This window comes from Clostridioides sp. ZZV14-6150 (assembly GCF_020657875.1).
Taxonomy (GTDB): Bacteria; Bacillota; Clostridia; order Peptostreptococcales; family Peptostreptococcaceae; genus Clostridioides.
Genome location: NZ_JAGWDA010000001.1, coordinates 518,095 through 541,057, shown reverse-complemented (window position 1 = coordinate 541,057; position 22,963 = coordinate 518,095). Strand labels below are relative to the sequence as shown.

At 28.4% G+C, this 22,963-nt stretch carries 20 protein-coding genes and 1 other annotated feature; of the genes, 17 read left to right on the top strand and 3 right to left on the bottom strand.

Annotation, left to right across the window (positions count from 1 at the left end):
* Positions 1 to 38 precede the first annotated feature (38 nt).
* A complete protein-coding gene (locus KGF41_RS02410; protein WP_227856312.1) occupies positions 39 to 2,063 on the bottom strand; it encodes a sigma 54-interacting transcriptional regulator in 2,025 nt (674 codons plus the stop codon).
* Between the two features lie 387 nt (positions 2,064 to 2,450).
* Between KGF41_RS02410 and KGF41_RS02405 the strand changes: the two genes are divergently transcribed.
* The 7 genes from KGF41_RS02405 (at position 2,451) to KGF41_RS02375 (ending at position 9,660) form a co-directional block, all read left to right on the top strand.
* The gene (locus KGF41_RS02405; RefSeq protein ID WP_227432369.1) at positions 2,451 to 3,119 is read left to right on the top strand and encodes a nucleoside recognition domain-containing protein; all 669 of its coding nucleotides are present in this window, start codon (positions 2,451 to 2,453) and stop codon (positions 3,117 to 3,119) included.
* A 1-nt stretch (position 3,120) separates the two neighbouring features.
* Positions 3,121 to 3,606 carry a YjiG family protein gene (locus KGF41_RS02400; protein WP_227829217.1) on the top strand — a complete coding sequence of 162 codons (486 nt, stop codon included), beginning with the start codon at positions 3,121 to 3,123 and terminating at the stop codon, positions 3,604 to 3,606.
* A gap of 58 nt (positions 3,607 to 3,664) precedes the next feature.
* Positions 3,665 to 4,786 (top strand): M20 peptidase aminoacylase family protein, encoded by a 1,122-nt coding sequence (locus KGF41_RS02395; protein WP_227856311.1) that lies wholly within the window; start codon positions 3,665 to 3,667, stop codon positions 4,784 to 4,786.
* 284 nt (positions 4,787 to 5,070) lie between these two features.
* Positions 5,071 to 6,261 carry a MalY/PatB family protein gene (locus KGF41_RS02390; RefSeq protein ID WP_227829215.1) on the top strand — a complete coding sequence of 397 codons (1,191 nt, stop codon included), beginning with the start codon at positions 5,071 to 5,073 and terminating at the stop codon, positions 6,259 to 6,261.
* Positions 6,262 to 6,399: 138 nt separating this feature from the next.
* Positions 6,400 to 6,655, top strand: a binding site (T-box leader).
* A 58-nt stretch (positions 6,656 to 6,713) separates the two neighbouring features.
* Positions 6,714 to 7,715 carry an aspartate--ammonia ligase gene (asnA, locus tag KGF41_RS02385; RefSeq protein ID WP_227829214.1) on the top strand — a complete coding sequence of 334 codons (1,002 nt, stop codon included), beginning with the start codon at positions 6,714 to 6,716 and terminating at the stop codon, positions 7,713 to 7,715.
* 191 nt (positions 7,716 to 7,906) lie between these two features.
* Positions 7,907 to 8,296 (top strand): YkvA family protein, encoded by a 390-nt coding sequence (locus KGF41_RS02380; RefSeq protein ID WP_227829213.1) that lies wholly within the window; start codon positions 7,907 to 7,909, stop codon positions 8,294 to 8,296.
* A 161-nt stretch (positions 8,297 to 8,457) separates the two neighbouring features.
* Entirely contained in the window at positions 8,458 to 9,660 is a 1,203-nt protein-coding gene (locus KGF41_RS02375) for a dicarboxylate/amino acid:cation symporter (RefSeq protein WP_227829212.1), read from the top strand.
* 125 nt (positions 9,661 to 9,785) lie between these two features.
* Here the strand turns inward: KGF41_RS02375 and KGF41_RS02370 are convergent, their stop codons facing one another.
* Positions 9,786 to 10,862, bottom strand: a complete 1,077-nt coding sequence (locus KGF41_RS02370) for a pyridoxal phosphate-dependent aminotransferase (RefSeq protein ID WP_227840533.1) — start codon at positions 10,860 to 10,862, stop codon at positions 9,786 to 9,788.
* A gap of 228 nt (positions 10,863 to 11,090) precedes the next feature.
* Between KGF41_RS02370 and hpt the strand changes: the two genes are divergently transcribed.
* The 5 genes from hpt to KGF41_RS02345 all read left to right on the top strand — a co-directional run bounded on the left by hpt (position 11,091) and on the right by KGF41_RS02345 (position 14,600).
* The gene (hpt, locus tag KGF41_RS02365; protein WP_227432377.1) at positions 11,091 to 11,618 is read left to right on the top strand and encodes a hypoxanthine phosphoribosyltransferase; all 528 of its coding nucleotides are present in this window, start codon (positions 11,091 to 11,093) and stop codon (positions 11,616 to 11,618) included.
* A gap of 88 nt (positions 11,619 to 11,706) precedes the next feature.
* Positions 11,707 to 12,639: a phosphatase PAP2 family protein gene (locus tag KGF41_RS02360; RefSeq protein ID WP_227829210.1), complete on the top strand. Its 933-nt coding sequence runs from the start codon at positions 11,707 to 11,709 to the stop codon at positions 12,637 to 12,639.
* A 69-nt stretch (positions 12,640 to 12,708) separates the two neighbouring features.
* Positions 12,709 to 13,935, top strand: a complete 1,227-nt coding sequence (locus KGF41_RS02355; protein WP_227829209.1) for an NAD(P)/FAD-dependent oxidoreductase — start codon at positions 12,709 to 12,711, stop codon at positions 13,933 to 13,935.
* Between the two features lie 83 nt (positions 13,936 to 14,018).
* Positions 14,019 to 14,240 (top strand): alpha/beta-type small acid-soluble spore protein, encoded by a 222-nt coding sequence (locus tag KGF41_RS02350; protein WP_227432380.1) that lies wholly within the window; start codon positions 14,019 to 14,021, stop codon positions 14,238 to 14,240.
* Positions 14,241 to 14,429: 189 nt separating this feature from the next.
* Complete coding sequence (locus KGF41_RS02345) at positions 14,430 to 14,600, top strand: hypothetical protein (protein WP_227829208.1); 171 nt, start codon at positions 14,430 to 14,432, stop codon at positions 14,598 to 14,600.
* Between the two features lie 97 nt (positions 14,601 to 14,697).
* Here KGF41_RS02345 and KGF41_RS02340 read toward each other — a convergent pair whose 3' ends face one another.
* A complete protein-coding gene (locus tag KGF41_RS02340) occupies positions 14,698 to 15,159 on the bottom strand; it encodes a hypothetical protein (RefSeq protein ID WP_227829207.1) in 462 nt (153 codons plus the stop codon).
* 191 nt (positions 15,160 to 15,350) lie between these two features.
* Here KGF41_RS02340 and KGF41_RS02335 point away from each other — a divergent pair, with 191 nt between their 5' ends.
* From KGF41_RS02335 to nifJ, 5 genes are all read left to right on the top strand, one after another.
* Positions 15,351 to 15,812, top strand: a complete 462-nt coding sequence (locus KGF41_RS02335; protein ID WP_227829206.1) for a hypothetical protein — start codon at positions 15,351 to 15,353, stop codon at positions 15,810 to 15,812.
* Between the two features lie 42 nt (positions 15,813 to 15,854).
* Complete coding sequence (locus KGF41_RS02330; RefSeq protein WP_227841460.1) at positions 15,855 to 17,618, top strand: GAF domain-containing SpoIIE family protein phosphatase; 1,764 nt, start codon at positions 15,855 to 15,857, stop codon at positions 17,616 to 17,618.
* A gap of 7 nt (positions 17,619 to 17,625) precedes the next feature.
* Positions 17,626 to 18,234: a flavodoxin family protein gene (locus tag KGF41_RS02325; RefSeq protein ID WP_227841459.1), complete on the top strand. Its 609-nt coding sequence runs from the start codon at positions 17,626 to 17,628 to the stop codon at positions 18,232 to 18,234.
* Positions 18,235 to 18,306: 72 nt separating this feature from the next.
* Entirely contained in the window at positions 18,307 to 18,876 is a 570-nt protein-coding gene (gene pduL / locus KGF41_RS02320) for a phosphate propanoyltransferase (protein ID WP_227829203.1), read from the top strand.
* A gap of 513 nt (positions 18,877 to 19,389) precedes the next feature.
* Positions 19,390 to 22,929: a pyruvate:ferredoxin (flavodoxin) oxidoreductase gene (nifJ, locus tag KGF41_RS02315; RefSeq protein WP_227829202.1), complete on the top strand. Its 3,540-nt coding sequence runs from the start codon at positions 19,390 to 19,392 to the stop codon at positions 22,927 to 22,929.
* The last annotated feature ends 34 nt before the right edge of the window (positions 22,930 to 22,963 follow it).

The window sequence follows — 22,963 nt, the reverse complement described above, 5'->3', positions numbered from 1 at the left end:
TATAAATTTTGAAGTAGTAAATTTGAATTACTATAAAACTAAAATATATTATTTTCTATAATTTTTATACCTTTTTCGGTGATAGCACTACCTTTTCTTCCTTTACCAGGAGTTAAATATTCATTAAATGTCAAATATTCTAGCATATTTCTTACTTCATATTCTGTGACATTATGCTCCATAAATTTCATGAGTTTTGCTCTTCCCATAGGTTTTATATATAGTGACTTTAGGATAGCAATACATATATTTTTGTCATATTGATTTAAATCATGAAATATAGATGTATTTCCTAACATATGATGATTATTTAATTTTGAAGATATATTTTGTGGCAGGTCATTTATCGTAAGTTGATTAGAACCCATATAAGCCATATATTCAATACAATTTCTCAATTCTCTGATATTTCCCATCCAAGTATAAGAATTTAAAGCCCTTAAGAGACTTTTATCAAGTTTAATATTTTTATAGGGAAGTTCTTTTAAAAATGATTCCAAAAGAAGTGGTATATCTTCTAATCTGTTTCTAAGAGGAGGCAACTCTAATGTGAACATACTTATCCTGTAAAACAAATCCATTCTAAATTTATTTTCTAAAATTAATTTTTCTAGGTTTTTATTTGTAGCAGCCAGTATTCTTACATCAATTGGAATAATATTTGTACCACCAATCTTTCTGATTTCTTTTTCTTGTAAAACTCTTAAGAGCTTTACTTGTAAATCATGTGGCATATCTCCTATCTCATCTAAAAATATGGTTCCAGTATGAGCTAATTCAAATAATCCCTTCTTTCCACCTTTTTTTGCTCCAGTAAAAGAACCATCTTCATATCCAAACAGTTCACTTTCAAGTAATTCACTTGGAAGTGAAGCACAATTTATTGCTACAAAAGGTTTATTTTTTCTATGAGAATGGTTGTGTATTGATTGAGTAAAAGCTTCTTTACCAGTACCTGTTTCGCCAGTTATTAGTATGGGGTTATCTGTAAGAGCCATTTTTTTTGCTTTTTTTATACAGTCTTTTATAACAGCACTATTTCCAATTATATTATTGAACTTATACTTGGCTATATAACCTCTTTTAACAGAGTCACTTCTTATTTTTTGCTCTAGTATTTCTATCTTGCTTACATCTTTTAATGTAATTAAGCAACCTTCTATATTTTTATAAAGATAAAATGGTTTTTTTGATAGTATAAATTTCTTGTCTATTTCATCTATGTATATAATCATATTATCTATGTTTAGATTTTTCGTGATTTTATCTAAAAAACTCTTTGGTAAAGATTCCATTAAAGAAGGTGATTTTATGAGTCTTTCATCTAAGTCTAACATGCTTAGTAAAGATTTATTTACAAATGTGACCTTGTTAAATGTATTGAAAAATATTAATCCATCTCCAATTTCATCAATAGTCATATAGAGTATAGTTTTTAATTTAGATATATTATCTAATGATGTATTTAAAAAATCATGACTAAGTGTTTCCTTAGATAGCTTGTATAGTTTTTCTATAAACTTCTCGTTTTTTAGCTTTAATACTACTAGTAACGACATATATGTATCTAATGAAATTTTTCTCCAACCTAAGTCAACGATGTTTTTTATATATTTTGGTATAAATCTGGTCTGACCTGGTGTTATAGCTGTATCTAAATCATATATTTCTTCACAGTTTGGGTATGTTGGTACAAAATCAATATGATTTATTCCTATTTTATATAAATAAGTAGCCATTTCAAACGCTGAAGTTTTATTGGTAGTCATAAGTAATGATTTTGTGCCTGGAGGTAGTTTCATCATTTTCTCATATCCAAGCTTTGAAAGTGCTTTTGTTCCATGGATAATTTCAATATCTTCCTTGAAATGCTTTATTAAAAAATTACTAGTTAAAGGTGATAGAGAAAGAACTACATCACCCTCTAAATTCTCTCTTATACCATCAAGTATATTTTGTGTTTCTATGCTTATTTCATCTCCAAAAAAGCTTATTAACTCTTCTTTGTAGTGGTCAGCATTTAATTTATCATATGTTATAAGGATTAATTTTTTTCTGTCCATTTTATTTCTCCTAACTAAGGTAATATTTAGTTTGCTTTTTTAAGAGCAGAACAAGTTATATTATACAACAAATAACATGATAAATTTATACATTTAGCTAAATAATAGGTTTTTGTAGGTTTTTATCCTATAAAAGCCTGTTTATAAAATTAGTTTTAAAAATTATATAGAAAAATATTTATAATATAAAGATTTTTCTACTGTATGTCAATAAAAGGTACATAAATAGAAGTTTAAAAAGTTAGCAATTGCAAGCTGTTCATGTTATGTAAAAAATTAACAATAAAAAAACAAATGAAAAAATATTATTATTAAAGTATTGGCATGGGTTTTGCTTAATAAAAAGGTGTACTAATAAAATTTATTTAAGCAGGAGGGAGAATTTATATGAGCAAACTAGAATCAACAACAGAAAAAATAGAAGTTAAATGGTATGGGTATGTAGCATTAATATTAGGAGCATTATTCTTTTCAGGAATATTTAAAGATGCACCTGGAGCATTAAAGGTACTAGATTTTAATAATGTATTAGGAAACTTTGGTTCATTGGGAACAGTTAATGATGGTGTAGGTACATTAGCTGCAAACTTTAGAGGAGATGGAGGGACTGGTCCTCGTGATGGATGGCTATATGCATTAACTTTAATACCATCAGTTATGTTTGCGCTTGGAATAGTTAGAGTTATAGACCACTTAGATGGTATGAAAGCAGCACAAAAACTTCTTAGTCCACTATTAAAACCATTACTAGGATTACCTGGATTTGCAGGATTAACTTTAATAGCTAGTTTACAATCTACAGATGCTGCTGCATCTATGACTAAGGAACTTAAAGATGATGGATATATAGATGAAAAGCAAAAAGCTGTTTTCTGTGCATTTCAATTTTCTGGCGCATCTGCAATCACGAATTTCTTTGCTTCAGGAGCAGCATTGTTCCCATTTATAGGCGATGTTCCAATATTTATACCACTTGCCTTAATATTAATTATGAAATTTGTTGGAGCAAACTTACTTAGATTATACTTAAATAAATTCGAAAAGGAGGAAGCTTAATATGAGTGATATAGCAAAAAAAGAGGTAAAAGTTAAAAAAGGAAATGTTATAGATGCATTTATTGGTGGAGCTAGAAATGGGTTTCAAATAAGTACAAATTCAATGGCTCCAAATGTTATATTTGGTTTTGCTATAATTTCTATATTCAATTTAACTGGTCTTTTGGATATAATAGGAACAATTTTCACACCTGTAATGAGCATATTTGGGCTTCCAGGCGTTGCAGCAACTGCAATAATGACGATATTTATATCAATGGGAGGAGCTTCTGGGGTAATAGCTGGCTTGTTTACAGCAGGTCAAATAAATCAAGCACATGTTGCAATACTTTTACCAATGTTATTACTTTCAGGAGCTCAGATACAATTTATGGGTAGACTGTTAGGAACAGCTGAATTAAAAACTAAATACTATCCACATATGTTCATAATAGCAACTTTAAATGGATGTATTGCAATGCTTATAATGAATTATTTTATAGTATAGATAACATATGAAAAAAATAATATAGGATAAAAATTAAAATTTATGGAGGTATTATATTATGGAAAATAATAAAAGTTATATTGACTATGTACATAAGGTGTATGATTATTTGCATACAATTCCAGAAAAAGGATTTGAAGAATACAAGACATCTACATTTCTTTTAGAAGAACTTAAAAAAATGGGATTTGAAAATATAGATGAAGGTGTTGCAGGAACTGGTATTATAGTAACAATAGACTCTAAAAAAGAAGGACCAGTATTTGCTATAAGAGCAGATATAGATGCATTAGAATTTATAATTGATGGAGAAAAGAAAATGATACATGCTTGTGGTCATGATGGTCACACTTCAATGCTTCTAACAGCTGCAAGATTAATAAAAGAAAGGGAGTTGGTAAAAAAAGGAAAACTAAAAATAATTTTTCAACCAGGTGAAGAAAAACTTTATGGAGCATTAAGAGTAATAGATTCTGGTTTATTAGATGATGTTGAAGAGATGGTAGGTATGCATTTAAGACCTGGGCAAGATTGTAGATTAGGAAAGGCCATACCTGCAATGTATCATTGTGCCAGTTGCATAATGGAATTTAGTATTAAAGGTATTACTTGTCATGGTTCTAAGCCACACTTGGGTGTAAATGCAGTAGATGCTGTCTGTTTAGCAGTAAATGCAATAAATGCAATAAGAGTAAATCCAGCTGTTCCAAATTCTATTAAAGTTACAAATATATCAGTTAAAGGGGAAACATATAATAATATACCAGATGAAGCTTTTATGGCTTTAGATATAAGAGCAGAGAGTAATGAGATAATAGAAGAATTAAAAGAAAAAGCTATTCATGCTATAAAAACCGCTGCAAGTTCTATAAACGCAGAGGCTATACTACTTTCAAAAGATGGAGTTCCAGCAGCAGAGTTTGATGAAGGTCTTGTAAGTTTAGCTGAAGAGACTATTAAAGATGTACTTGGTGAAGATGCATCTATAGGTATATTTAAAAACTCTGGTGGAGAAGATTTTCACTATTATACTCAAAAACTAAAATGTAAGACTACATATATTGGACTGGGCGCTGATGCTACACCAGGATTTCATAATCCTAATGTGACATTTGATACTAAAGCTTTAGAATATGGAGTTGATATCTGGTGCAGACTAGTTGAAAAGAGATTAGGATAAGGTTTTAGATTAATTGCTTTGTATTTAAAAGTTTTTTAAAATTATGAAAAGAGAATTTTTATGTTATTTGCAATATTATTGACATAAAAATTCTCTTTTTATTTTGTTGCAATGAAGTTATTTTTACAATATCGAAAAAATCTATTACAGGAAAAATATGTATATTTTAAATCTATTAAAGCAAAAAGTGTTATTATTATAGTGTGTAGAGTGGTAAAATGTCATTAGATTACAAGTAGTGACAAATTTAATATTTATAGAATTTATATTTTTAGGAGGTTCAAATGAGTAAATATAATTTTGATAGACTTATAGACAGAGTCGGAACAGACTGTGTAAAGTGGGATTTTAGAACTAATTGTTCACCAAAATCGCAAAAAGATGGTTTACCTTTTTGGATTGCAGATATGGATTTTGAATGTGCAGAACCAATAATAGAAGCATTACATAAAAAAATTGACCACAAAATATTTGGATATAGTTCTAATAATAGTGATAAATACTTCGATGCAGTTTGTGGATGGTATAAAAGAAGATTTAACTGGGAAGTAAATAGAGACGATATTGTTTTTAGTCCTGGAGTTGTACCTGCTGTTGCTATTTTAGTAAGAATATTAACAGACTTTGGAGAAGGAGTAATAGTTCAAAAACCAGTATATTATCCATTTGAAGCAAAGATAAAAAGTAATAATAGGGAAGTTGTAAACAATTCTCTAATATATGAAAATGGAAGTTATAGAATGGATTACGCTGATTTAGAAGAAAAAGCTAAGTGTGACAATAATAAAGTACTTATTCTTTGTAGCCCTCACAATCCTGTTGGTAGAGTATGGAGAGAAGAAGAATTAAAAAAAGTTGTAGAAATATGCAAAAAATATGACTTATGGATAATAGCAGATGAAATACACTCTGACTTAATTCGAAAAGGATTTAAACATACTCCTTTACAATCATTATGCCCAGAATATAAAGAGAAAATAGTTACATGTATAGCTCCAAGTAAGACATTTAATTTAGCTGGAATGCAATTATCCAATATAATAGTGAATAATAAAGAGTTAAAGAAGAAGTATCAAGATGAAGTTACAGCTGTTGGAGTTGGTACTTCACCAAATCCTTTTGCTATTGTAGCTACTATAGCAGCATATAATGAAAGTGAAGATTGGCTTGATGAATTAAATGAATATCTAGATAATAATATAAAATTTATTGATGAGTATTTAAAAGAAAACTTACCAAAAGTTAAACTTGTTTATCCAGAAGGAACATATCTAGCTTGGTTAGACTTTACTGCTTATGGATTAAATGAAGTAGAACTTGAAGATTTAATGTTTAAAAAAGCCAATGTATTATTTGATGAGGGTTATATATTTGGAAAAGAAGGTATTGGGTTTGAAAGAATAAATGTAGCATGCCCACAGTCTCTATTAAAAGAATGTATGAATAGATTAAAAACTATATTTGAAAACTTATAAAGCATAGGTAAAAATTTATAAAGTATACAAAAAAATAAAAAATAATAAACTTGACAAAATTTAACTAATCACTTATCATACTATTATGAATAAATAGAAAACATAAAAGTTAACTTTTATTAAAGTAAAGATAAAACTTTAAAGACGTTGAAAGGAAGAGTAGGTATAGAATGTAATTAAAGCGAGTTGGTGATGGTGTGAGACCAATATGAAGTCTATAGTGAAGAACATCCTGGAGTTGCTAACTGAAATTTTAAAAGAGTAGGCTTAGTCGGAACCAAACCGTTATCATATTGGGATGTATCGAGTAATATCTGTACATTATGAGCTGGGTTTGAATTTATTTCAAACTAATCAGGGTGGTACCGCGGAAAAGCAACCTTTCGTCCCTTTTTATAGGGATGAGAGGTTTTTTTAATGGAAAAATATATAAAATATAGGGAGTGAATAGTATGAGTACAATAATACCAAAAGATTATAAAAGTAGTCTAAATGTAATTGATACACAAGTAGCTATAAAAAAATTAAAAGATTTTTTTGAAATGAGATTGAGTAATGAGTTGAATCTAATAAGAGTTTCTTCACCATTATTTGTATTGCCTGAGACAGGGGCAAATGATAATTTAAATGGAGAAAAAGCAGTAAGTTTTGATATACCATTTATGGATAAAAATGCAGAAATTGTTCAATCACTTGCAAAATGGAAGAGATTAGCTCTTAAAAAATATGGTTTTGCAGTTGGAAGTGGTTTATATACAGATATGAATGCAATAAGAAAAAATGAAGAATTGGATAATATACATTCTTTATATGTAGACCAATGGGACTGGGAATTAGTTATAGAAAAAAGTAGCAGAAATGAAAAAACTTTAGAAGATGTTGTAAAAAGATTATATGGAGTATTTAAAGATACTGAAATATTTGTGTGTAGTATGTATGAAGGTATAAAAGAAATTTTACCAGAAGAAATAACATTTATAACATCACAAGAATTAGAAGATATGTATCCAGAGCTATCACCAAAAGAGAGAGAAGATAAAATTGTAAAAGATAAAAAAGCTGTATTTATAACACAAATAGGAAAGACATTAATATCAGGAGAAAAACATGATGGAAGAAGCCCTGATTATGATGATTGGGAATTAAATGGAGATATACTATTTTATAACCCTGTTCTAGATTCTGCATTAGAATTATCATCAATGGGAATTAGAGTTGATGAAGAATCACTAGATAGACAGTTAAAGCTTGCTGGATGTGAAGATAGAAAAGAATTTGATTATCATAAAATGCTTTTAAATGGTGAGCTTCCATATACAATTGGTGGAGGAATTGGTCAATCAAGAATATGTATGTATTTCTTGCAAAAGGCACATATAGGGGAAGTGCAAGTTGGAGTATGGCCACAAGATATGATTGAAAATTTTAGAAACGCAGGAATTGAGTTGTTATAATAAAAAATAAATTAATATTATTGTAAAGATTATAAATGATTTAAACTACTTAAGTCATGATATAACATTCTATATGTAAGCAATACAATTTAAATATAAAATAATTAATAAAATTTATATCTAAAATATTCATCAAATTAATTATATCGGTTATAATGTAGAGTAACCTATGATTATAAGAGGTGATGAATATGGAACTTTTAAAAAGAGCTATTGATATAATTTTAGATACTTTAAAAAAAATTTTAGTAAGATTTAAAAATGCTAAGTTTGGATTACTTTTTATATTTGATTTATTTAAACTACCAGACTTTATGACGGACAAAAGAATAAATATAATTAATAAGGTCAAAGTAGTTTCTGTATTAGTTTTTACTGTATCCTATTTTGTATCTGGGATTGATATAATACCTGAAATGCTCGCGGGAGTATTTGGATTTATAGATGATGCTATAGTATTAATTTGGAGTATAGGTATTGTGGATGAAGAAATTAATAAATACAGAATCATTGCAGAAAAGGAGAAACATTCAAATATAATTGAAAATGTAGAATTTTCTATAAAAGATGAAGAAGAATAACATTTTATAACTGTTATTCTTTTTTTTATTAACAAAAAATGGTTAAAATGTTGACGGAGAGATAAAACTCTATTATCATAAGAAGTGGGGATTCAATGATTGACAAAGTATTCAATGTACAAGAATACTTAATCTAAAAAAATTTATGGAGGGTAAAAGTTATGAGTAAGAAAAAGATAGGTTTAGTGCCTAAACTAATCATCGGTATCATAGTCGGTATTTTAATCGGAAGTTATGCACCAGAAATAATAGTTCAAATATTAGTAACAGTTAGTACTTTATTCTCAGCATTCTTAAAGTTTGTTATACCATTTATAATTATAGGATTTGTAACAGCAGGAATAGCTGACTTAGCAACAGGAGCAGGAAAGTTATTAGGAATAACTACAGGAATAGCATATGGTTCTACTTTAATTGCAGGAGTATTGTCATTTGCAGTATCTATGTTAATATTTCCAAATTTTATTGATGCAAGTGTAGCAAGTCAAATTGGAGACCCAGAAGCAGGAATGTTAGCACCAATATTTACAATTCCACTAGAGCCTATGGTAGATGTAACAGCAGCAATAGTGTTTGCATTTGTAATGGGGCTTGGAATATCAGCTTTGAGAAATCATGGAAAAGGAGAAGTTCTATTTAATTTCTTCCAAGAATTCCAAGAAATCGTAACGAAAACGTTGTCAACAGTAATTATACCTTTACTACCATTATACATAGCAGGAACTTTTGCGAATATAACTATAGCAGGACAAGTATGGACAATATTAGGAGTATTCTGGAAAGTTTATTTAGTAGTAATACCATTACACTTTGTATATATGGCATGTCAATTCACAGCAGCAGGAGCATTCTCAGGAAAGAATCCAATCAAAATGTTAAAAAATCAAATACCTGGATATTTAACAGCTATAGGTACTCAATCTTCAGCAGCAACTATACCAGTTAATGTTGGTTGTGCAGAAAACAATGGAGTAAGTAAGCAAATAAGAGAATTCGTTGTACCTCTTTGTGCAACAATACATTTATCAGGTAGTATGATATCTATAACAGGATTTACAACAGCAGTTTTAATGATGAATGGTATGCCACATGGAATCGATGTATTATTCCCTTATATTGCAATGTTGGGTATAGCAATGGTTGCAGCACCAGGAGCTCCAGGAGGTGCTATAATGAGTGCACTTCCTTTCTTACCAATGGTTGGAATCCCATCAGATGGTGGTCTTGCGAGCTTAATGATAGCTTTATACTTAACTCAAGATAGTTTTGGTACAGCATGTAATGTATCAGGAGACAATGCAATAGCAGTTGTTGTAGACCAAATAAATGATGGAATGAGCAAAAAAGGAAAACAAAGTGCTTAATTTCTTAATAAATAAAAATGAGTTATCTCAAAAAGAGATAGCTCATTTTTTTATAATTTATAATTATAAACCCTTAATTATTGTATTATTTGAACTATTTGTGCTAATCTGTATCTAGTCTTTTTCTATTTGAAAATTGTTTTAAGAGATGATATTAGTAATTTATTTTCATCAGGCTTTAGTATACATACTCTAAAAAAATATTCATCTAAACCTTCAAATGAGCAGCAATCTCTTATTATTATTTTTTGTGGAATTAGTTTTTCACGAAGGGATTTAGCTGTCAATTCATGAGTTTTGATTTTACATAATATAAAATTACCTTGAGTATCATATACATCTAGATTGTCTATGCTTTTAAGCTCCTTAAGTAAGTAATTTCTCTCAGTATTCATTAAAGAAATAGTATTAGAGATAAAGTTTGAATCTCTAAACATGATTTCTCCCATCTTAGAGGCCACTATATTGATATTCCATAAATCTAAGTTGTTATTTATTTTATTCTTAACATCATTATCAGATATAAGACCATATCCAAGTCTTATGCCTGGTGTTGAAAAAAACTTTGATGTTCCTCTTATAACAAATAAATTAGAATAATCATCGACTAATTGAGTAGAAGAGTATATGTTTGTATCAGTAAACTCTACATAAGTTTCATCAATCATTAAAAACTTATCTGTGTTTTTTAATAGTTCTCTTATTTCTATTTTAGTAAATGCAAATCCAGTTGGATTACTAGGATTGCAGATTACAACTAAATCATAGTCTTTAGAATTAATAGTCTTTATAAGATTTTCTAATTCTATATGAAAATCATATTCTTCTTTAGCAAAATATTTATCTATAGAACAATTAATTTTAGATAGTTCTTTTTCATACTCTGAATAAGCAGGAGAAAGTAAAAGAGCTTGTTTAGGGTTAATTGTATGTATAAAAGATGAAATTAATTCTGTAGCTCCACTACCAAGTACTATATTATCTATAGAACACTTACAGTAGTTAGATATAGAAGTTTTTAAGTCTATGTAATCAGGGTCAGGATACATAGATACTATATCTATATTGTTTACAATGTATTGTTTGGCTAAATCTGATGTACCAAAAGGATTTATATTAGAACTAAAATCCATAAATTCTTCTTTTGAAAAGCCATACTTACTAGATAAACTATATAAATTAGCTCCATGGTTTGTGCTCATAAAAGTACCTCCAATAATAAAATTATATAATTAATAAAAATAACTGATTAATATATTTACATATAGATTATAATACAAAGGAATATTTATTCCAAATTTTTAAGAGAAAAAGCAAAAAAGTATGGATAAGCTGTTAATTTAGGTTTAAAAATGATGAAAAATATTTTAATTGATATTTTAGTATGCTATAATATATAGGTTAATAGATGGAAAGCGGGAGGATTCAAGATGTACAAAGTTACAGGAAAAATGTTGACAGAAGAACAGATAAAAGCAAAAGTTTATGAATTAGGTAAAAAAATAGAAGAAGATTTTAAAGGTGAGGATTTACTAGTAGTAGGTATCCTTAAAGGAGCTAGTGTATTTGTTTCAGATTTAATAAGATGTATAGATTTAGATGTAAATATAGATTTTATGAGTGTTACAAGTTATGGAAATTCAACAGAATCTTCTGGTACAGTTAAAATATTAAAAGATTTAGATGTAGATATTGAAGGAAAGAATGTGTTAATTGTAGAGGATATAATAGATTCTGGTTTAACATTAAGCAATCTAGTTGCAGCTTTAAAAACTAGAAACCCAAAATCTCTAAAATTATGTACTCTACTTGATAAACCTCAAAGAAGAAAAGCTAATATACCTGTAGACTATGTTGGATTTGTTATAGAAGATAAATTCATTGTTGGTTATGGAATAGATTATGCTGAAAAATATAGAAATTTACCTTATATAGGTATAGTTGAGGATGTAGAATAGACTTAAATGTGAATTAAAAGCACTAATCTCTGTAGGAGTTAGTGCTTTTTAATTAAGTATATAAAATTTTAGTAAAGGAGACATCGGTATGGATATTCAATTGAGTATATTATTATTTTTCCAGAGTTTAAGAAATCCAATTTTAAACTTTATATTTCTTGTATTTACAGTAAGTACAGAAGCACCATTATTGATATTAATTACAGCAGTTATATATTGGTGTATAAATAAAAAATGTGGACAAAAAATGTTGTTCGCGATAGTTGGAAATTTTGTTGTGAATCTAGGTATCAAAGAATTTGTAAAGGCTCCTAGACCAATAGGTATAAAAGGTCTTGAATCACTGAGAGTTTCTACCGCTGGAGGATACTCTTTTCCAAGTGCACATACTCAAACTGCAACTACATTTTGGGTTAGTATTATGACTATATTTAAAAGAAACTATATACGTTTATTGGGTGCAGTGATGGTTTTAGGAGTAGGATTATCTCGACTATATTTAGCTGTTCATTGGCCTATAGATGTAATTGCTGGTTGGATACTTGGCATATTTTTTACAGTTGTATTTGTAAAAATATTTGACTATATCGATGATAATAAAAAATATATTTTTCTTGTAGCATTACTTATCCCATTTATATTAATAGCAATATTTCTAAAAAGCCCTGAATATTTTGAAAAATTTGGTATTCTAGTAGGGTTTGTATTTGGGTATATAGTTGAAGATAAATTTGTTAAATTTACTACAGAAAATAATAATAAAAAAATTAATTTTAGTAATAAAAATAAAAAGAGTAAAAACATGATATTTTCGAGAATTTGTAGGTTTTTGATTGGAATAGTCACAATAGGGATTTTATATGTTGCTATTAAAGTGTTGATTTCAATATTAATAACGACTTTAAATATAAGTGACTCTAGTATGAGTATAATTTTTATGAATTTTATTAAGTATACAGTGGTTGTTTTTTATGGAGTAGCAGGAGCTCCTGCATTGTTTAAAATTTTGAAATTAAATTAATTTAATTTGCACTATTGATAGATACTAATTTAATTTTAAGAAAATTTAAGGATAGAAAAGAGTGATTATTTGAAGAAAATAGTAGTAATAGGCGGTGGACCAGCAGGGATGATAGCAGCATCAACTGCATCTGAAAGAGGGTTTGATGTAACTTTAATTGAAAAAAATCATAAGTTAGGTAAGAAGCTTGCAATAACAGGAAAAGGTAGATGTAATATAACTAATGATTGTGATATAGAGGAATTAATAGAAAATGTTCCTACAAATGGTAAATTCTTATATAGTGCTTTTTACACTTTTACAAACGATGATGTAATAAGTATGTTTAATAATCTTGGAGTAAAAACTAAAACAGAAAGAGGAAAAAGAGTTTTTCCAGAAAGTGATAAAGCTTTTGATGTTGTAAAAGCTCTTGAAAAACAAGTAAAAAACAAAAAAGTAAATATATTATTAAACTCTAGGGTAGAAAAAATAATATCTAAAAATAATAAAATCGAAAAAGTAATTCTAAACAATAAAAAAGAAATCAAGTGCGATTCAGTCATAATAGCAACTGGTGGATTAAGTTATCCACTTACTGGTTCTACTGGTGATGGATATAAATTTGCTGTTTCGCAGGGGCATACTATTGTAGATACAAAACCATCTTTGATTGGTATAGAAGTTCAAGAAGGTTTTGTAAAAGATTTAGAAAAATTATCATTAAGAAATGTCGAGATAAACGTGTTTAATAGTAAAAAAAAGAAAGTGTATAATGATTTTGGAGAACTTGAATTTACTAAATTTGGTTTAGATGGACCTATAATAAAGTCTGCAAGTTGTAGGATGAAAGATACAACTAAAGAAAATTATACTATACTGTTGGATTTAAAACCTGCATTAGACGAAGAAAAATTAGATAAAAGAGTTCAAAAAGATTTTCAAAAGTATACAAATAAAAAATTTGAAAAAGCATTGGATGATTTGCTTCCTAAAAAACTTATACCTATAATAATAAATTTAAGCGAGATTTCTCCAGATACAGTTGTTCATCAAGTTTCTAGAGAACAAAGAAAAAATTTAGTTCATTTACTAAAAAATTTAAAATTTACAGTAAAAAGATATAGACCTATTGATGAAGCAATAATAACTTCTGGTGGAGTAAAAGTGAATGAGATAAACTCAAGTACAATGGAATCAAAATTGGTAGAAGGTTTATTTTTTGCTGGTGAAGTAATAGACATAGATGCATACACAGGAGGATTCAATTTGCAAATAGCTTTTTCAACTGGATATTTGGCAGGTTTTAATTGCTAAAAATTACCTGAATTAAAAATGTTTAAAATCACATAATATTATCAGCAACACAAAATAAATTAAACAGAAGGAAGGTAATCAACATGGCAAGTAACAATAACAACAACAAAACAGTAGTACCAGGAGCAAAAGAAGCTTTAAACCAAATGAAATTAGAAATAGCTAATGAACTTGGTATGAGTAATTATCAACAAGTTGATAAAGGAAACCTTACTGCAAGAGAAAATGGTTATGTAGGTGGATACATGACTAAAAAATTAGTTGAAATGGCTGAACAACAAATGGCTGGAAAAAACAACAGATAGTTAATAAATAATTATTTATAACTATTAGGCTATTGTTATAGCTAGAGCTATCTCAAATATAGAAAGTAATTTCTAAATTGAGATAGCTTTTTTTTATTAAGTTTTATATGTCGATATTTTTATGTAATAAATTTTAGAAATCTGGATAAAATAGTACAAATGAATATATTACATAAGGAGTGATGTAAAATGAGTAGTGTAAACTTTGAAGATTTAAAAAATAAATTTATTAATAGTGATTTAGATGAAAAAATAAAAATCTATACAACAACAGAAGGATTATCAGTAGAACAGTTTAAAGAACTATTGAAATATTATCCAATACAACACTTATCTAAATTAGAAAAAGCTCTTGGGTAATGTCATATAGAAATAAAAATTAAAAAGGCAATTTGTTTAATATAAAAAAATAGTTTTTATATTAAATAAATTGCCTTTTTATAATAAATTTATTTTATTATGCTTTTGATATATAATTATATATTCTCTCGTTTCCAAGTTCAATAGACCCAGTATTGATAAGTGTAATAATACCTTCTATATCCTTAGGAGTCAGGTACTTATATGGAATTGATAGATTATAACCAGTATCATGTAATAAATTTTTCAATTGAATTATCTGAGAGATATTAAAACATTTTATAGATTTAGTAGATTTTTTTCTTGAGTTAGACAAATTTTCATTTTGTATCTTTATTAAAGTTTCAATATAGTCTATATAAGATAACTTAAATTCATATTCATTTATTATTTTTTCATCAAGTATACTATTTATAAAATCTTGAGATAATATATTATCTGCAAATTTATCTGCTGTTAATTTTCCAGATGTAATACCTTTTTGGTATTTTCTAAGAATTTTTTTTGTATAGCAGTATATTTTATTTCTTGTTTCTAAATCTAGCTGTTCTATTTGCACAAAAACACTTCCTTTTAATTGTAAGAATATTTATTTTGAAAAATTTATACTTAGTCTATAAAGTTTTAATAATTTATTTACAATAAATACTAAATTATAAAATATTTGTTATTTTTTATTATTACCAAGTATAAAAAATATTATAATTGTAAAACTTACAAATATATGTAAAATATTTAGGAGTGATGAAAATGTTAAATGGGATAATAAAGCTTTTTTATTCTGAAATTGTAAAAACAAAGATTAATAACTTAGATTCAAGTGGATATTCATTAAGGGATGAATGTAAAGAAATTAGAAATATAACTTTAAAGATAGATAGTGTGTTTTTTAAACTTTTAAAGTTAGTTTTTGGTTCAATACTGCTTATTGTAGCATTCAATCTAAATTGGATATTAGGTATAGGAGTATTTCTAGTTGGAGTGGTGTATATTCTTTATAAGAGAAATATGGAAGAACAAGTGAAGGAACATATAAACAATGTAAAAAATAATATCGACATCTCTAAGATAACTTTTATGGATGAAAAGGGAAGAACAGGTCTAAATTCATTGATTACATTACTTCTTATAGGAATATTGACAGGATTTAACTGGATATTAGTTCTTAGTTTTGTCGTTGTTTTTGTTTTTACTATAAAGAATGTATGTTAAAATACTAATAAATAGTTTAATATATAGGGGGAGAAATTGAGTATGACTAATGGCAATTATAAAATGAAGAATTTAGTGGAAATATCTGCTATGGTGACTGAATCTACAGATTTTTTTAATATAAAAGATAAAATAATAGAAAAAATGTTAGAGGTTGTTCACCCTACAAAGGCATGTGTAAATCTATTTTATAAAAATGATTCTAAATATGCCTATTTAGTATGTTCACAAACCTTAGAGTATGTACCTCAAATTTTTCCAATCAATAGTCTTAAAGGTGCAAAAATTGATTTTGACACATATCCAGAATATATCCATGAAGCTGTAAATGAGAAAAAGATAATATATGTGAAAAATGTATTTGAAGATTCTAGAGCAGAAGGAGAACGAGATTTAGCAAAATCTGAAGGTTACATTGGTAGAATAGTTTTTCCTTTTATCATAAATAATGAAGTAGTTGGATTTATGACTTGCTTTTTGACAGAAGAAGATTTTCTAACAGAACAAGATATAGACTTTATATCTTCTGTTGCATCTCTCTTAAGTTTATCAATAGAAATAACTAATAAAAATAATAATGTACAAATTTTGGTTGATAAATTAAGAGGTTCAATAAGTGCTATAAATGAAGCTACTAAAAAATTATATCTCAATAAAAGTATAGATGGATTTTTAGAAAACTTGAGTAAACAGGCGTGTAACATTACCAATAGTAAAGAAGCTTTGATAATTATAATAGGTCATGGTAATAAAGATAAAATATTTAGCTGTTATAATACTGAACATAAAAAGAAAACAAATTTATATCCTATGTTGGACAAGTTTGTAAATAAAGAATCCTTAGGAGGATATTTAAATAATTTAAAACCATGCTCACAAAAAGGGATAAACTTGGAAAGTTATATATATTACAAACTCCAAGATAAAAATGAGACTATAGGATGCATTGTTTGTGCAAACAGCAAAAACTACACGAGTGATGATTTAAATATCCTTAGTATATTATCTAAACAGGTTTTAGTTGGTATGCAGTTATATGAGCACAATGAAAAAGAAGTAAAGCACAGGATTCTTGAGAATGAGTTAAATATATTAAATAAACAGCAACAACTTATTATGGACAAAGGTAAAATGGATTGTAATGATGAAAAAGAACTTTATTTTTATCATAAACCAGCAAGAGTAGTAGGTGGAGATTTTTATTATGCTACAAAGGTAGATGCTGAACACATAGTTTATATTGTTGCTGATGTAATGGGGCATGGAATGGTTTCGAATTATGTTGTTGCAATGATAAAGGGTGCCTTTAAAGTGTTATGTAATCAGTATAAGACACCACAAGAAATAATGACAAATTTAAATAGGATGTTATATGATGAGTTTGACAAAATGGGAGTATTTACAACTTGTTTGATTGGTCTTATAGATACTAAAGAAAATATGATTACAGTATCTAATGCAGGACACTATAGCCCTGTAGTTGTAAAAAAAGATGGAACAATAGAAACTAACTTAAATTGTAAAAAGGGAATACCTATTGGGGTAATGGAAGATGCAACATATGAAAATAATATTCTTTCAATGGAAGATTATGCAATGGTATGTATGTATACTGATGGAATTTTAGAAATAAAAAATACATCAAAAGAAGAATATGGTATAGAGAGATTAGAAAACTTTTTAAAAGAAAATTTTAGATTAAATCATCAGCTGATAGTAGAAAATTTAAAATTAGATTTAAGAAACTTTTCATCAAAAGATAATTATGATGATGATATTTTAATCGTTATGTTAAAGGATAGGTAGATTGACTATGGGTTTAAATAATAAAATAGAACTTGAAAGTCCAGAAATTATAATAATAAATGGAAGTCCAAGAAATAATAAAAATTGTAGTTTTATAGCAAATGAAATAAAACTTAAATTAGAAGATAGTGGACTTAGTAGTAAAATATTCAATATATATGATATGGATATTGAATATTGTACAGCATGTGGATTTTGTAATAAGACAGGATGTTGTAAATTTAATGATGATATGAAACCTCTATATAAAATGTTTGATGAATCAAAAGGGACTATAGTAATAAGTCCTGTACATTTTGATTCAATATCAGCTAAAGTAAAAACTGTTGTTGATAGAACTCAAGCTATCTATGCAAGCAAGTATATATTAAATAAGCCTTCAATTGATAGGAATAAAAAGCGTATAGGAATGTATATTGCAGTAGGAGGTAGTAAACCTTATGATTCACAATTTAAAGGTGGGCAAATAGTTATGGACTTTTTCTTTAAGAGTATAAATACTAAACTTTTACACAATATATATTTAAACAATACAGATAATATACCTTACACAGATAATCAAGAATTTAAAGACACTATATCTAAGACTCTAAAAGCGTATATTGATTCAATATAATTTGATTTTGTAAGTAATATTATGTATAATTGTATTGCAATAATTTAAAAATAATTAAAGGAGGGAATTTCAATGAAATTACCAATAGCATTATCTAATAAACATGTTCATTTGAGTCAAGCTGATATAGACGTATTATTTGGAGCAGGTCATGAATTAACTAAATTTAAACCATTATCTCAACCAGGACAATTTGCCTGTGAAGAAAAAGTAGATTTAGTCGGTCCAAAGGGAACTCTAAAAGGAGTTAGAGTTTTAGGGCCAGCTAGAGCTCAAACTCAAGTTGAGATTTCTTTAGCAGATGGATTCCCATTAGGAGTAAAAGCTCCAATAAAAGAATCTGGTGATATAGCTGGAACTCCTGGGGTTAAATTAGTAGGACCAGCTGGAGAAGTTGAAATGAAAGAAGGAGTTATAGTTGCCTCTAGACATATACATATGAGCAATGAAGACGCTGCTAAATTTGGTGTAACTGACAAACAAATAGTAAAAGTTAAAACATCTGGACCAAGAGCGTTAGTATTTGAAAATGTATTAGTAAGAGCTAGTGATAGCTTTAATTTAGAAATGCATGTTGACATGGAAGAAGGAAATGCAGCAGGCGTTAAAAATGGAGATTTAGTAGAATTAATAGTTGATTAATTTTATATATGAAATTAATGCTAGTGAATATTTTGTTTACTAGCATATTTTTTACTGTAATAAATTTCTATATTATAAATTTAATCTATTAGATTAATTTATAATATAAAGGGGTATTATGAAAATTATAATAAAAACTTACAAAAATATGATGTAATATGGTAAAATTAATATATAAAATTTATATATGATGAAGAAGGTTCTCTTACTCCTAATATCAATATATACAAATAGATAAAAAAGTTTGAAAAGTCTAACTTAATTTATTATATATTGTATACAAAATTATGAAAAAAACTTAACATATTTAATTTAAAAAAAAATCTACTTAAATATGTAATTAATTTACAATTTTCAAAGGAATTTTATCCAATCTGTAGTATTATATTAGAAGATAGAGTATTTGCGCGACTATGTGTGTTTATATTTTTGTTGTGTAAATTATATGTAAATATAAAAAAATAGACTTGTTATAAACAAGTACAATTGTAGCTATCAAGGAGGATACATATTATGGCTAAGTTTATGAAAACACTTGATGGGAATACAGCTGCAGCTCACGTTGCCTATGCATTTACAGATGTAGCAGCTATATACCCAATCACACCATCTTCAACTATGGCTGAAGTAGTTGATGAGTGGGCATCACAAGGAAGAAAAAATGTATTTGGACAAAAAGTTAATGTTGTTGAAATGCAATCAGAAGCAGGAGCAGCAGGAGCATTCCATGGTTCTTTACAAGGTGGAGCTTTAACTTCTACTTTTACAGCATCTCAAGGTTTATTATTAATGATACCTAACATGTATAAAGTTGCAGGGGAGTTATTACCAGGAGTATTCCATGTAAGTGCTCGTGCTTTAGCATCTCAAGCTTTATCAATATTTGGGGATCATCAAGACGTTATGGCTGCTAGACAAACTGGATGTGTATTATTAGCTTCTGGTTCAGTTCAAGAAGTAGCTGATATAGCACCTGTTGCACATTTAGCTGCAATAGAAGGTAAATTACCATTTATACATTTCTTTGATGGATTCAGAACTTCACATGAAATCCAAAAAGTGGAATTATTAGAAAATGAAGATTATGCAAGTTTATTAAACTTTGAAGCAGTTCAAGCATTTAGAGATAATGCTTTATCTCCAAATCATCCAGTTACTCGTGGTACTGCTCAAAACCCAGATATATATTTCCAAACTAGAGAAGCTTCTAACAAATACTATCAAAATATAGTAGGTATAGTTGAAAAATACATGGAAAAAATGAGTGATTTAACAGGTAGAAAACATAGTTTATTTGATTACTATGGAGCAGAAGATGCTAAATCTATATTAATTGCTATGGGTTCTGTAACAGAAACAATAGAAGAAACTATAGATTACTTAAATGCTAAGGGAGAAAAATATGGTTTAGTTAAAGTTCATTTATACAGACCATTCTCAATGAAACATTTCTTAGATGCTGTGCCATCTACTGTTGAAAGAATATGTGTACTTGATAGAACTAAAGAACCAGGTTCAACTGGTGAACCATTATACTTAGATGTACGTGATGTATTCTATGGAAAAGAAAATGCTCCTATGATAATAGGTGGAAGATACGGATTAGGTTCAAAAGATACTACTCCTTCAGATATAAAAACTGTTTTTGATAACTTAGTTTCAGAACAACCTAAAAATGGATTTACAGTAGGTATAGTTGATGATGTAACTAATACTTCTTTAACTCCATCTGAATCAATTAAAATAGCTTCTAAAGGAACTATAAGATGTAAGTTCTGGGGATTAGGTTCTGACGGTACTGTTGGAGCTAACAAACAAGCTATAAAAATAATCGGTGACCATACTGAAAAATATGCTCAAGCTTACTTTGATTATGACTCTAAAAAATCTGGTGGTATAACTATGTCTCACTTAAGATTTGGTGATACTCCAATAAGAGCTACTTATTTAATAGATGAAGCTGACTATATTGCCTGTCATAAACAATCATATGTTTATCAATATGATTTATTAAAAGGTCTTAAAAAAGGTGGTACATTTGTACTTAACACTATATGGGATCAAGCAGGAATTGAAGAAAACTTACCAGCTCACATGAAACAATATATAGCTAAAAATGATATAAAATTCTATACAGTTAATGCTGTTAAACTAGGACAAGAAATAGGTCTTGGAAATAGAATAAACATGATAATGCAATCTGCATTCTTTAAATTAGCTGAAATAATACCAGAAGAAGATGCTGTTAAATACTTAAAAGATTCTATAGTTAAAGCTTATGGTAAAAAAGGTGAAAAGATAGTTAACATGAACTATGCTGCTGTTGATGCAGGAATAAATGCTTTAGTTAAAGTTGAAGTTCCAGCTTCTTGGGCAAATGCTGTTGATGCAGATAAAGAAGAAGTTAAAGAACCAGAATTTATAAGAAATATATTAAGACCAATGACTGCACAAGAAGGTAATAACTTACCAGTAAGTACATTCAATGGTATAGAAGATGGAACATTCCCTTGTGGTACTTCAGCTTATGAAAAACGTGGTATAGCTGTTGATGTTCCTGAATGGGTATTGGATAACTGTATCCAATGTAACCAATGTTCTTTTATATGTCCTCATGCATGTATAAGACCAGTTTTAGTTACAGAAGAAGAATTAGCTAATGCTCCAAAAGGATTTGAAGCTAAAAAAGCATTAGGTAAAGGATTAGAAGGATTAAAATATAGAATTCAAGTTAGTCCACTAGATTGTACAGGATGTGGAAACTGTGCTGATATATGTCCAGCTAAAGAAAAAGCTTTAGTTATGAAACCAATAGATACTCAACTTGATACAGAGTTAGATAACTGGGCATTTGCAGTAAATCCTGAAGATGTAGCTCCAAAAGTTGATGTTATGCCTGCAAACACTGTTAAAGGAAGTCAATTTAGACAACCATTAATGGAATTCTCAGGAGCATGTGCTGGATGTGGAGAAACTGCATACATTAAGTTAGTTACACAATTATATGGAGATAGAATGATGATAGCTAATGCTACTGGATGTTCTTCTATATGGGGAGCTTCTGCACCTTCAACTCCTTATACTTGTAACCATGAAGGCAAAGGTCCATCTTGGGCAAACTCTCTATTTGAAGACAATGCTGAATACGGATTTGGTATGTACACAGCTGTTAAACAAATAAGAGGAAAAATAGTAGATGCTATGACAGAATTAGTTTCTATGGATATCTGTGAAGATGCTAAAGCAGTATTTACAGAATGGTTAGATTCTAGAAATGATGGAGAAGCTTCTAAAGTAGCAAGTGCTAAAGTTGTTGAATTATTAGAAAAACCAGCTTGTGATTGCACAGATGAAAAAGCTAAAGAATTAGTAAAAGCTATAAGAGATAGAAAAGATTATCTAGTTAAGAGATCTCAATGGATACTAGGTGGAGACGGTTGGGCATATGACATCGGTTATGGTGGATTAGACCATGTTCTTGCATCTGGTGAAAATGTAAATGTACTTGTATTTGATACAGAAGTATATTCAAATACAGGAGGTCAAGCTTCTAAAGCTACTCCAGCTGCTGCCATGGCTAAATTTGCTGCAGCAGGTAAACAATCTAGAAAGAAAGACCTAGGTATGATGGCTATGACTTACGGAAACGTATATGTAGCTCAAGTTGCTATGGGTGCTGATAAAAACCAATTTATCAAAGCTGTTCTAGAAGCTGAAAAACATGATGGACCATCTTTAATAATAGCTTATGCTCCATGTATAAACCATGGATTAAAAGAAGGTATGGGAAGAACTGTAGCTAACGAAGCACAAGCTGTTGCTTGCGGATACTGGCATTTATACAGATTCAATCCAGAAGTAAAAGCTGAAGGTAAAAACCCATTCACTTTAGATTCTAAGGAACCAACTACAAGCTTCAGAGATTTCATACTTGCACAAGTAAGATACTCTGCTATAGCTAAACAATTCCCAGAAGAAGCTGATGGATTATTTGCAAAAGCTGAAGCTGATGCTAAAGAAAGATATGAAGGATACAAAAAATTAGCTGAATAATAATTAGAATATTATAATGCTTATTTAAGATATA